The 12,260-nt window shown below is 71.6% G+C and carries 12 protein-coding genes; 9 read left to right on the forward strand and 3 right to left on the reverse strand.

Annotation, left to right across the window (positions count from 1 at the left end; all coding sequences use genetic code 11):
- The 9 genes from QZ772_RS04845 to puhE all read left to right on the forward strand — a co-directional run.
- The coding region (locus QZ772_RS04845) for a magnesium chelatase subunit H (RefSeq protein WP_295523583.1) at window positions 1-3,226 on the forward strand (3,226 nt) is incomplete at its 5' end.
- Complete coding sequence (gene bchL, locus QZ772_RS04850) at window positions 3,223-4,134, forward strand: ferredoxin:protochlorophyllide reductase (ATP-dependent) iron-sulfur ATP-binding protein (RefSeq protein WP_295523585.1); 912 nt, start codon at window positions 3,223-3,225, stop codon at window positions 4,132-4,134. The genes QZ772_RS04845 and bchL, both read left to right, overlap by 4 nt.
- A 1-nt stretch (window position 4,135) precedes the next feature.
- Window positions 4,136-4,915, forward strand: coding sequence for a magnesium protoporphyrin IX methyltransferase (bchM, locus tag QZ772_RS04855; protein ID WP_295523587.1), 780 nt, complete (start codon window positions 4,136-4,138; stop codon window positions 4,913-4,915).
- An 8-nt stretch (window positions 4,916-4,923) separates the two neighbouring features.
- Window positions 4,924-6,384, forward strand: coding sequence for a BCD family MFS transporter (locus QZ772_RS04860; protein ID WP_295523589.1), 1,461 nt, complete (start codon window positions 4,924-4,926; stop codon window positions 6,382-6,384).
- Between the two features lie 11 nt (window positions 6,385-6,395).
- Complete coding sequence (puhA, locus tag QZ772_RS04865) at window positions 6,396-7,151, forward strand: photosynthetic reaction center subunit H (RefSeq protein WP_295523591.1); 756 nt, start codon at window positions 6,396-6,398, stop codon at window positions 7,149-7,151.
- Window positions 7,148-7,906, forward strand: a complete 759-nt coding sequence (gene puhB, locus QZ772_RS04870; protein ID WP_295523593.1) for a photosynthetic complex putative assembly protein PuhB — start codon at window positions 7,148-7,150, stop codon at window positions 7,904-7,906. The genes puhA and puhB overlap by 4 nt, the downstream gene beginning before the upstream one ends.
- 2 nt (window positions 7,907-7,908) lie before the next feature.
- Window positions 7,909-8,334 (forward strand): photosynthetic complex assembly protein PuhC, encoded by a 426-nt coding sequence (gene puhC, locus QZ772_RS04875; protein ID WP_295523595.1) that lies wholly within the window; start codon window positions 7,909-7,911, stop codon window positions 8,332-8,334.
- A gap of 11 nt (window positions 8,335-8,345) precedes the next feature.
- Window positions 8,346-9,416, forward strand: a complete 1,071-nt coding sequence (gene acsF / locus QZ772_RS04880; protein ID WP_295523597.1) for a magnesium-protoporphyrin IX monomethyl ester (oxidative) cyclase — start codon at window positions 8,346-8,348, stop codon at window positions 9,414-9,416.
- Window positions 9,417-9,444: 28 nt separating this feature from the next.
- The gene (gene puhE, locus QZ772_RS04885; protein WP_295523599.1) at window positions 9,445-10,203 is read left to right on the forward strand and encodes a putative photosynthetic complex assembly protein PuhE; all 759 of its coding nucleotides are present in this window, start codon (window positions 9,445-9,447) and stop codon (window positions 10,201-10,203) included.
- On the opposite strand, the gene QZ772_RS25485 is transcribed toward puhE, so the two are convergent.
- From QZ772_RS25485 to QZ772_RS04895, 3 genes are all read right to left on the reverse strand, one after another.
- A complete protein-coding gene (locus tag QZ772_RS25485; protein ID WP_366510533.1) occupies window positions 10,200-10,670 on the reverse strand; it encodes a PAS domain S-box protein in 471 nt (156 codons plus the stop codon). The two genes, puhE and QZ772_RS25485, sit on opposite strands and share 4 nt — an antisense overlap.
- Before the next feature lie 14 nt (window positions 10,671-10,684).
- Entirely contained in the window at window positions 10,685-10,942 is a 258-nt protein-coding gene (locus QZ772_RS25490) for a PAS domain-containing protein (RefSeq protein ID WP_366510534.1), read from the reverse strand.
- Window positions 10,943-11,096: 154 nt separating this feature from the next.
- The coding region (locus QZ772_RS04895; protein WP_295523601.1) for an ATP-dependent DNA helicase at window positions 11,097-12,260 on the reverse strand (1,164 nt) is incomplete at its 5' end.

Raw genomic sequence — 12,260 nt, forward strand, 5'->3', positions numbered from 1 at the left:
CCTGCTGATCGACCGCTATGCCGACGGGCCGCGCGCCGCCCTGCGCGGACGCGCCCGCCCCGCCGAGCCGACCGAGTATCCGGAGCTGGGCGTCTACCACCCGCGCATGGCCGGGCGCATCGGCGACTGCGCGGCGAAGCTGCCACGGCCCATCGCGCTGGCCGGCAAGCCGGTGGCCGGCACGGTGGGCCTGGTGATGCTGCGCTCCTACCTGCTGGCGGGCAATACGGCGCACTACGACGGCGTGATCGCGGCGCTGGAGGCACGCGGACTGCAAGTGCTCCCCGCCTTCGCCACCGGCCTCGATGCCCGGCCCGTGGTGGAGCGCTTCTTCATGCAGGACGGGGTGCCGCGGATCGACGCCCTGGTGTCGCTCACCGGCTTCTCGCTCGTGGGCGGCCCGGCCTACAACGACGCGCAGGCCGCCGAGGCAGTGCTCGGCCAGCTCGACGTGCCCTACCTGTCGGTGCTGCCCGTGGAGTTCCAGACGCTGGAGGCCTGGGCCGGCTCCGAGCGCGGGCTGCTGCCGCTGGAGTCCACCATGATGGTGGCCATCCCCGAGCTCGACGGCTCGACCGGCGCCATGGTCTACGGCGGCCGCAGCGATGCCGCGGGCCACGCCTGCAGCGGCTGCGGTCGGCACTGCACCTTCGCGCCGGACCAGGGCCGGCACGACATGCAGGCCTGCCCCGACCGCGCCGACATGCTGGCAGCCCGCGTGGCGAAGCTGATCGCGCTGCGGCGCAGCGAGCGGGCCCAGAGGCGCATCGCCACCGTGCTCTTCAACTTTCCGCCCAATGCCGGCAACACCGGCACGGCCGCGCACCTGGCCGTCTTCGCCTCGCTGTACAACACCCTGCGGTCACTGCAGCAGGCCGGCTACACCGTCGACCTTCCGCCCAGCGTGGACGCGCTGCGCGGGCGCCTCCTCGTGGGCAATGCGGCACGCTACGGCGCGATGGCCAACGTGCATGTGCGCATCCCGGCCAATGAGCATGTGCGCCGCGAGCGCTGGCTGGCCGAGATCGAACGCACCTGGGGCCCCGCGCCCGGACGTCAGCAGGCCGACGGCCATGGCATCCACGTTCTGGGCGAGCGCTTCGGCAATGTCTTCGTCGGCATCCAGCCCGCCTTCGGACACGAGGGCGATCCGATGCGGCTGCTGTTCGAGCGCGGCTTCTCGCCCACCCATGCCTTCTCGGCCTTCTACCGCTGGCTGCGCGAGGACTTCGGCGCCCACGCGGTGCTGCACTTCGGCACGCACGGCGCGCTCGAATTCATGCCCGGCAAGCAGGCCGGGCTGTCGGGTGACTGCTGGCCCGACCGCCTGATCGGCGACCTGCCGAACTTCTACCTCTACGCCGCCAACAACCCGTCCGAAGGCATGCTGGCCAAGCGCCGCAGCGCGGCCACGCTGATCAGCTACCTCACGCCGCCGTTGGCCCAGGCCGGGCTCTACCAGGGGCTGGTCGAGCTGCAGGCGTCGCTGCAGCGCTGGCGCGGCCTGCCGCCCGAAGCGCAAGCCGAACGCGCCGCGCTGGCCCCGCTGCTGCAATCCCAGGGCCGCGCGCTGCACCTGCTGCCGGAGCGGGGCGAGGACTGGGACGCGCGCAGCGAGGCGGCCGTCCACGCGCTGGGCACGGCACTGGCCACGCTGGAGCAGACGCTGATCCCGCACGGCCTGCACGTGCTGGGCGAGGTGCCCTCGCCCGCCGAACGTGCCGAGATGCTGCGCGCCTGCGCCGATGCCGGCTTTCCGGCGGGCGCCGCACCGGACGCAAGCCAGATCGCACGCCTGGTCGCCGGCACCAGCGCAGCCGAGCTGCTGCTGGAGGAAGGCCGCTCCGCCGACGCCGCGCGACGCGCGCAGATGGAGGCGCTGGCCACCACGGCGCGTCTGCTGTCCGCCGACCATGAACTCGCCGCCGTGGTGCATGCCCTGGACGGCGGCTACCTGCATCCCGCCCCGGGCGGCGACCTGCTGCGCAATCCGGCCGTGCTGCCCACCGGACGCAACCTGCACGGCTTCGACCCGACCCGGCTGCCCAGCCGCTTCGCCGTGCTCGATGGTGCACGGCAGGCGGCCCGCCTGCTGGCCCGCCATGTCGAGCAGGGTCATGGGCTGCCAGAGACCATCGCGCTGGTGCTCTGGGGCACCGACAACCTCAAGAGTGAAGGCGCACCCTTGGCGCAGGCCCTGGCGCTGATCGGGGCGCTGCCGCGCTTCGACAGCTACGGCCGGCTGGCCGGCGCCGAGTTGGTGCCGCTGGCCGAGCTGGGCCGACCGCGGGTCGATGTGATGGTCACGCTGTCGGGCATCTTCCGCGACCTGCTGCCCGCGCAGATCCGCCTGCTGGCCGAGGCTGCCTTCCTGGCCGCATCGGCCGACGAACCCGAGCACCTGAACTTCGTGCGCAAGCACGCGCTGGCCTGCCAGCAGGCCCAGGGCTGCGACCTGGAGACCGCGGCGCTGCGCGTGTTCGGCAATGCCGAGGGGGCGTACGGTGCCAACGTGGGCAGCCTGATCGACAACGGCGCCTGGGCCGAGGAAGACGAGCTCGCCGAGACCTACACCCGCCGCAAGGGCTTCGCCTATGGCCGCAACGGCCGCCCGGTACAGCAGGCCGCGCTGCTGGCCAGCGTGCTGCGGAGCGTGGAGCTGGCCTACCAGAACCTCGACTCGGTGGAGCTGGGCGTGACCACGGTCGACACCTACTTCGACACCCTGGGCGGCATCAGCCGTGCCGTGCAGCGCGCCCGCCGCACGCCTGTGGGCGAGGTCGGGCCGCTGCCGGTCTACATCGGCGACCAGACCACGGGCGACGCCGGCGTCGTGCGCACGCTGTCCGAGCAGGTGTCGCTGGAGACGCACACCCGCATGCTCAATCCCAAGTGGTACGAGGGCATGCTCGAACACGGCTACGAAGGCGTACGCCAGATCGAGGTGCACCTGACCAACACCCTGGGCTGGTCCGCCACCACCGGACAGGTGCAGCCCTGGGTCTACCAGAGGCTTTCCGAGACCTTCGTGCTGGACGCCGCCATGCGCGACCGCCTGGCACGGCTCAATCCCACCGCGTCGGCGCGGCTGGCCAACCGCTTGCTCGAAGCCTGCGACCGCCGGTACTGGCAGCCCGACGCCGCCACGCTCGAAGCCCTGCGCCAGGCCGGCGATGAACTCGAGGACCGCCTGGAAGGCGTCTTCGTCGAAAGGATCGTGGCATGACGACCACCCTCGAATCCGTCCCGATCCGCACCGTGAGCCGACGACGGCTGGATGGCGAGGGCAGCCTGCAGGTGCAGCTGGACCCGAACGTGCAGATCGGCAACGCCAAGGTGTTCGCCATCTACGGCAAGGGCGGCATCGGCAAGAGCACCACCTCTTCCAACCTGTCGGCCGCCTTCTCGCGCCTGGGCAAGCGGGTGCTGCAGATCGGCTGCGACCCCAAGCACGACAGCACCTTCACCCTCACCAAGAAGATGCTGCCCACCGTGATCGACGTGCTGGAGACGGTGGACTTCCATGCCGAGGAACTGCGGCCCGAGGACTTCGTCTTCGAGGGCTACAACGGCGTGCGCTGCGTGGAGGCCGGCGGCCCGCCCGCGGGCACCGGCTGTGGCGGCTACGTGGTCGGGCAGACCGTCAAGCTGCTCAAGGAGCACCACCTGCTGGAGGACACCGACGTCGTCATCTTCGACGTGCTGGGCGACGTGGTCTGCGGCGGCTTCGCGGCGCCGCTGCAGCATGCGGAGCGCGCGTTGATCGTGACGGCCAACGACTTCGACTCGATCTTCGCTATGAACCGCATCGTGCAGGCCATCGGCGCCAAGGCGCGCAACTACAAGGTGCGGCTGGGCGGCGTGATCGCCAACCGCAGCGCCGCCACCGACCAGATCGACCGCTTCAACGCCCGCACCGGCCTCACGCTGGCGGCCCACTTCCCGGACCTGGACGTGATCCGCCGCAGCCGCCTCAAGAAGAGCACGCTGTTCGAGATGGAGCCCTCGCCCGAGCTGGCGAAGGTGCAGGCGGAGTACATGCGCCTGGCCGCTGCGCTCTACCTGGGCAGCGAGCCCATGGAGGCCATTCCTCTCAAGGACCGCGACCTCTTCGACCTTCTCGGATTCGATTGACATGAAACACCAAGGCTCCCACGCCCTGCCCGAGCCCCTTGCCTCGCCCCACCGGCCCGACACCGATGCGCCGCGCGACGCCTACCTGCGCCGCCGCGGCGAGATCCAGACCTACTTCGACCGCACGGCCGCCGCCACCTGGGCGCGGCTGACCTCCGACGCACCGGTCAGCCGCATCCGCGAGACGGTGCGCGCGGGGCGCGACCGCATGCGCGCCACGCTGCTGTCGTGGCTGCCCCACGACCTGAACGGCCTGCGGCTGCTGGACGCCGGCTGCGGCACCGGTGCCCTGGCCACGGAGGCCGCGCGCCGCGGCGCCCAGGTGCTGGCCATCGACCTGTCGCCCACGCTGGTGGACCTGGGCCGTCAGCGCTGCCGGCAGGAGGCCGATGCCGAGTTGCTGTGCGAGCGCATCGTCTGGCGCAGCGGCGACATGCGTGCGCCCGACGACGGTGCCTTCGACCATGTGGTGGCGATGGACTCGCTGATCCACTACAGCCCGAACGATGCGGCCGCCCTGCTCGAAGGCTGGGCCGGGCGCGTGCGGCACGGCATCCTCTTCACGGTGGCGCCACGCACGCCGCTGCTGGCCGGCATGCATGCAGTGGGCCGGCTCTTTCCGCGCGGCGACCGCGCGCCGGCCATCGTGCCCGTGGGCGTGGACGGCCTGCGTCGCGGCCTCGCGCAGCGCCTGCCCGGCTGGCAGCAGGCCCGAACCGAACGCATCGCCAGCGGCTTCTACACCTCGCAGGCCTGCGAGATGGCCCGGCGACAGCCCTGACACGCGCCATGGCCCGCCCCACCCCCCGCCTGATCCGGCTCTGGACGCGGCTGTCGCCCGCGCTGCTGCCCTTCGCGGACGCCGCGAGCGCAGAGGTGCCGCTGCCGCGCCTGCTGCGGCTGGCGCTGTTCCAGGTGTCGGTGGGCATGGCGGCGGCCCTGCTGATCGGCACCCTGAACCGGGTGATGATCGTGGAGATGCACATGGCCTCGGGCGTGGTGTCGGTGATGGTGGCGCTGCCGCTGCTCGTCGCGCCATGGCGGGCCCTGGTCGGCTACCGCTCCGACACGCACCGCTCGGCCCTGGGCTGGCGACGGGTGCCCTATCTGTGGTTCGGCACGCTGCTGCAGTTCGGCGGCCTGTCGATCCTGCCCTTCGCCCTGCTGCTGATGTCGGCCAGCGGCGAAGGCGGCGATGCGGCCATCCGCCTGCCTGTGGTTCCGCAGGCGGCCGTGGCACTGGCCTTCCTGATGGTGGGGCTCGGCATGCAGACCACCCAGACCGCCGGCCTGGCGCTGGCCACCGACCTGTCGCCCGCGGACAAGCGTCCGCGCGTGGTCGCCCTGATGTATCTCATGCTGCTGCTGGGCATCCTGCTGGGCAGCATCGGCTTCAGCCTGGCGCTGGTCGACTTCTCGCCCACGCGGCTGGTCGCGGTCGTGCAGGGCTCGGCGGTGCTCACCCTGCTGCTCAATGGCGTGGCCCTGTGGAAGCAGGAGGCGCGAGGTTCGGTGGCCACACAGGCCGCTGCGGAGCCGCCCTTCGGCCGTGCGTGGGCCGCGTTCCTTGCGCAGCACCAGGCGCGTCGCTATCTCGTCGCGCTGGGCCTGGGCACCGCCGGCTTCGCCATGCAGGACGTGGTGCTGGAGCCCTACGGGGGCAGCGTGCTGGGCCTGTCGGTGTCGGCCACCAGCGTGCTGACCGCTGGCCTGGCGCTGGGCTCGCTGCTGGCCTTCGGCTTTGCCGCGCGCCAGCTGCAGCGCGGCGCGGACCCGTACCGGCTGGCCGCCCTGGGTGTGCTGGCAGGCATCATCGCGTTTGCGGCCGTGATCTTCTCGGCGCCGCTGCAGTCCATCCTGCTCTTTCGCGCCGGCACCTTCGGCATCGGCCTGGGTGGCGGGCTGTACGCCGTCAGCATGCTGGTGGTGGCCATGGGCCTGAAGGTCGACGGGCAGGCCGGCCTGGCGCTGGGCGCCTGGGGCGCGGTGCAGGCCGGCAGCGCCGGCCTGGCCACCGCCGCCGGCGGCCTGCTGCGCGACCTGTTCGGCTGGCTGGCGGGCGAGGGCCTGTTGGGCCCAGCCATGACCGACCCCTCGGTGCCCTACAGCACCGTCTATCACATCGAGATCGCCCTGCTGTTCGCGGCGCTGGTGGCGATCGGTCCCCTGGTGCGCAGCCGCCGAGCGGCATGGCGCGATTCCCCCCCATCCCCGCCGGGCCCCTTCGGGCTGGCAGGGCTTCCCGGCTGAAGGAGAAGGTCATGCCCACTGGTGCCATCACCGCATACATCGACGTCGCGCAGCTCGTGCTCTATGCCTTCTGGGTGTTCTTCGCCGGCCTCATCTACTACCTGCACCGCGAGAACAAGCGCGAAGGCTACCCACTCGAATCGGACCGCTCGGGCCGCATCGTGCACCAGGGCCTCCCGGCCGTGCCCTCGCCCAAGACCTACCGCATGGCCGATGGCAACACGGTGCAGGTACCCAACGCGCGGCGCGACAACCAGCCCCCACTGCACGAAGGCGTCTGGCGCGGCCTGCCGCTGGAGCCCACCGGCAATCCGCTGCTGGCCGGCGTGGGCCCCGGCGCCTGGGCCGACCGCGCGGACCGTCCCGACCGCACGCTGGAGGGCGAAGCCCGCATCGTGCCGCTACGCGCCGCCCCCGGCTTCGGCGTGGCGCACGAGGACGTGGACCCGCGCGGCCTGCCCGTGTATGGCGCCGACATGGTGGCCGGCGGTACCGCCGTGGACCTGTGGGTGGACCGCGCCGAGATGATGTTCCGCTACCTCGAAGTGCGCACCGAGGGCGGCCGGCATGTGCTGCTGCCGATCAACTTCGCCCGCGTGCAGCAGCGCGGGGTGAAGGTGCGCGCCATCCTGGGCTGGCAGTTCGAGGACGTGCCCGGCCTGCGCGATGCCGGGCAGGTCACGCTGCTGGAAGAAGAGAAGGTCATGGCCTACTACGGCGCTGGTACCCTGTACGCGACCGCGGCGCGCCAGGAGCCACTGTTGTGAAGGCCATCAACCTGCTCGCGCCCGCGCACGAGCATGAGTTCGAGGCCCGGCACGGCTTGCCCGAGGCCCTGCCGCCGGGCGAGCGGCTGCTGTGGCAGGGCAGCCCCTCGGCCGCGCTGGTGGCGGTGCAGGCGCTGCACATCCGCAAGGTGGCGGCCTACTTCGCGCTGCTGCTGGGCTGGCGCCTGGTGAGCGACCTGCACGACGGCGCCGGCTGGGCCGCGGCCCTGGCAGGCTGCGCCGGCATGCTGGCGCCCATCGTCCTGGCGCTGGGCCTGATCGGCGCCATGGCATGGCTCATCGCCCGCACCAGCGTCTACACGCTGACCGAACGGCGCGTGGTGATGCGCATCGGCGTGGTGCTGTCCATCACCTTCAACCTGCCGCTCGCGCGCATCGCGTCGGCCGACCTGCGGCAGCGCCGGCACAGCGCAGACATCGCGCTCACGCTGGCCGGGGACGAGCGCATCGCCTATCCCCACCTGTGGCCCCATGCGCGGCCCTGGCAACTGCGCAGTCCGCAGCCCATGCTGCGGGCCTTGCCGGCCGCCGAGGCTGCCGCCTTGACCGCGCTGCTGGGTCCGGCGCTCAAGCAGGCACATGCGGAGCCTCGCCCCGCAGTGACCGCGCAGCCGGCCGCCGGACCGGCGCGTCCCCTGCCGCAACGCCCAGTGAGGGCGGTGCAGACAGTGAAGGCCGTGCCCCCGGTGCGCACGCACGAAGCGGCCCCCGAGGCCGCGCACGCCGGGACCTGAACATGTCGGCCGGCCACCTGTCCCCCACCCCGCTGCGTGCGCTGGTCGCGCTCCTGCTCTGCGCGCTGGCGGCCGTGGCGTGGGTGCGGCTGAGCGGCATGGACATCCGCCAGCAGGCCGACGCACCGGCCGTGGCGCTGCGCACCCTGCGCTTCGTCGACGCGGCCGACGGCAGCCTGCAGGTCATCGACGATCGCAGCGGCCGGGTACTCGATACGGTGGAGCCGGGTCACGGCGGCTTCATCCGCAGCACGCTGCGTGGCCTGGTGCGCGAGCGCAAGCGCCAGAGCCTGGGCGACCAGCTGCCCTTCGAGCTGATCGGCCGCGCCGACGGCCGGCTCACCCTCGTCGATCCGGCCACGCAGCGGCGCATCGACCTCGAGGCCTTCGGCTCGGCCAACGCCGCCACCTTCGCCCGCCTTCTCTGAAAGGACGCCCCATGCAAGCCGATCTGCACACCCCCCAGGACGCCGCCGGGCTGGCCAAGCAGGAGACGGTGCTCACGCCGCGCTTCTACACCACCGACTACGCCGCCATGGACCGCCTGGACGTGACGCCGGTGCGCGCCGAATGGGACGCGATGATGGCCGAGTACGAAGGCGACAACAACCACGACCACTTCCAGCGCGATGCGACCTTCGCCGCCGAGGTGGCGAGCGCCTCGGCCGCGTGGTCGCCGCAGCTGCGGCGCGACTTCCAGGAGTTCCTCGTGAGCTCCCTCACCAGCGAATACAGCGGCTGCGTGCTCTATGCCGAGATCGCCAAGCATGTCCAGAACCCCGACATCCGGCAGCTGATGCGCTACATGACGCGCGACGAGTCGCGGCATGCGAACTTCCTCAACCAGTCGCTCAAGGATTTCGGCCTGGGCATCGACCTGGTCAACCTGCGACAGACCAAGCACTACACCTTCTTCAAGCCCAAGTACATCTTCTACGCCACCTACCTCAGCGAGAAGATCGGCTACGCCCGCTACATCAGCATCTACCGCCAGCTGGAGCAGCATCCCGAGCACCGCTTCCATCCGATCTTTCGCTGGTTCGAACGCTGGTGCAACGACGAATTCCGCCACGGTGAATCCTTCGCGCTGCTGATGCGGGCGCAGCCGCACCTGCTGCGCGGTGCCAACCTGCTGTGGGTGCGCTTCTTCCTGCTGGCCGTCTACGCCACGATGTACGTGCGCGACCACACGCGCCCCTGGCTGGCCGAGGCGCTGGGCATGGACCCGACGCGCTACGACTATCAGGTGTTCGGCATCACCACCGAGATCAGCCGCCAGGTCTTCCCAATCAGCCTGGACACCGACGCGCCTGCCTTCCGCGCCGGGCTGGACCGGCTGCTGCACTGGTCCCGGCGCATCGACGCCGCCAAGGCGCGTGGCGGCCTGGTGGGCGGCATCGCCCGGGGCTGGGCCGCAATGGGTGCGGCCGGCTGCTTCACGCGGCTGTACCTGCAGCCGGTGCGCCGGCATGCGCTGCCGGCGCAGATGCGCGTGGCACCCGTCTGGTAGCCGTCGGTCCGCCATCGACGCCCCGCCCATGCGTGTGCTCGGCCCCATGCTCTACACCCTGCTGGTCTGGTGGGCGAGCACGGGTGTGATCCTCTATCTGAACGGCCTGCCACGGCGTTGGCATGCCCCGCTGATGGGCGCGGCCACCGTGCTGTTGGGTGTCGCGCTGTGTGGCGTGGCGGTGTCGTCCCAGGACACCCGGGCCACCGGTGCCTACCTGGCCTTCACGGCCACCATCGCGGTGTGGGGCTGGCAGGAGCTGGCCTTCCTGCTGGGCTACCTCACCGGTCCGCGCCGTCGCCCCTGCCCGTCGCAGGCCACGGGCTGGCCACGCGCCGGTCACGCCATCATGGCCATCCTGTGGCACGAGCTCACACTCCTGGTGCTGGGCGCGGCCATCCTGTGGCTGTGCTGGGGCCAGCCCAATCCTGTCGCGGTGTGGACCTTCGCCGTGCTATGGGTGATGCGGCTGTCGGCCAAGCTCAACGTTTTCCTGGGCGTGCGCAACCTCAATGAGCAGTTCCTGCCGGAGCACCTGCGCTACCTGCAAAGCTACTTCCGCCGCAGGCCGCGCAATTCGCTGTTCGCCACCTCGGTGCTGATGGGCACCCTCGGCGCTGGCGCCGTGTGGCAGGCCGCCACCCATCCCGACGCCAGCGCGTTCGCAGCCACCGGGGCCACACTGGTGGCCACGCTCCTGAGCCTGGCGGTGGTGGAGCACTGGTTCATGGTGCTGCCCCTGCCGAGCGAGAAGCTGTGGAACTGGGGTATGCGCTCGCGGCGCTAGTTCTGGCGTCGATGCACCCGGACCGCCGAGGCGCGATGGCTCAGTCGTTGCCGGCAGCCGGCATCGCCGACACCGCAGGGGCCAGCCGCCTTAGCCTGCGCTCCAGCGGACCCACGTCCACCGGCTTGGCCAGATGCGCCGCGAAACCGCGTTCCAGCGTCGCGGCGCGGTGCGTGGACAAGGCGCGGCGGTGGCGGCCGACCCGTTGCGGGCGCCCTCGTCCATCGCCTCCAGATGGGCGCGAGCGGGTTGCGCAGCTCATGGCCCAGCAGCGCCAGGAACTCCTGGATGCGCCGGCCTTCGGTCTCCAGCGCTGCCACGCGGCGCTTCTCGGTGAGGTCGCGCGTCACCTTGGCGAAGCCCTTGAGCACCCCGGCCGCATCGAAGATGGCCGAGATCACCACGTTGGCCCAGAACCGGGTGCCGTCCTTGCGCAGGCGCCAGCTCTCGTCCTCGAAGCGGCCCACCGTGCGGGCCTCCTTCAGCTCGCGCTCCGGATAGCCGTGCCCCGCACCTCGTCGGGATAGAACACCGAGCAGTGCTGGCCGATGATCTCGGCGGCCTCGTAGCTCTTGGGGCGCTGGGCGCCGCGGTTCCAGCTCAGGATCACGTCGTGGGCATCGAGCATGAAGATGGCGTCGTCCTCGACGGCCTCGACCATGCGCCGGTAGTCGGGCGCCGGGGGCGCGGGGGGCGCGGCGCGTCGGGGCAGCGGGCTGACGCTGGCCAGGCAAGGCAAGGCGGTTTGTCCATTCGGAGGGGCGTTCAGAAGGCGACCGAACTCTGCCCGTGCCGGCCCGCCAGGGTCAACCGGCGGCGGGCCAATTTGCGATTCGTCCTACAAACCGGCACAGGGCGGCTGCGTGCACGCCCGCCTGCGGCCACCGCGCAAGTCAAGGCGCAGGGCCGCTGCCCACCTTCCACCAGCGCGGCAGCAGCACCTGCACCTCGGACCTCGCGAAGCGGTCGTCCAACAGGTGGACCACGCCGGTGTCCTGCTCGGTGCGCACCACCCGCCCTGCGGCCTGCACCACCTTGCGCAGGCCCGGATAGAGATAGGTGTAGGCATAGCCCTGGCCGAACATGGCCTCCATGCGCTCGCGCAGCACCTCGTTGGGCTCGTCGTGCTGCGGCAGGCCCAGGCTGGCCACGAAGGCGCCCACCAGCCGGTCGCCGGGCAGGTCCACGCCCTCGGCAAAGGCGCCGCCCAGCACCGCGAAGGCGATGCCACGGCCGCCCGGCACGAAGCGGGCGACGAAGTCCGCGCGCTCGCGCTCGGACATGGCGGGCGACTGGCGCCACACCGGCACGTCGGGATGCTGGCGCGCGAAGGCGTCGAAGGCCGTGTCCAGGTAGGCGAAGCTGCTGAAGAAGGCGATGTAGTTGCCCGGCCGCTGTGCAAACTGCTGCGCCATCACGGCGGTGATGCGCGGCAGCGAACGCAGGCGGTCGCGCAGCCGCGTGGAGACATCCCGCGCCACCTCCACGCGCAACTGCTCGGCGCGGAAGGGCGAATCCACCTCCAGCTCCACGGTGTCTTCGGGCAGGCCCAGCAGGTCGCGGTAGTAGCCGAAGGGCGCGATGGTGCCGGAGAACAGCACTGCCGTGGAGGCCCCCGCGAAACGCGGCCGCAGGAAGCCGGCGGGCACCAGGTTGCGCACGGTGATCGACAGCGGCTCGCCCGCCTCCGTGTTCGCCACCTCGAACACCGAATGCGGACCGAAGACATCCGCCAGCCGCACCACGGCCAGCAGTTCAAAGAACAGCGCCTGCAGCGGGCCCGGCAGCTCCGGCGAGGAGCGAGCCGCCAGCTCGGACAGGGCCGCGACGGCCTCGCCCAGACTGCGCACCAGGGACTCGGGGAGGGTCGTCAGCGCGGCATACGCGCCCGCCTGCGTCCGTGCGAGCTCGCGCCATTCGCGGCGCACCCGCCGCAGCGGCCCCTGCACGAAGGCGGGCGCCACGGCGTCGGCATCGCCGAGGTGGGCATGGCCCAGCGTGGCCGAGTACATGGCGCGGGCCCGGCCCACAACCTGGTGGACCGGGCCCGCGCCATG

It is taken from the genome of uncultured Pseudacidovorax sp. (assembly GCF_913773995.1).
In the GTDB taxonomy this organism is placed as follows: domain Bacteria; phylum Pseudomonadota; class Gammaproteobacteria; order Burkholderiales; family Burkholderiaceae_C; genus Xenophilus.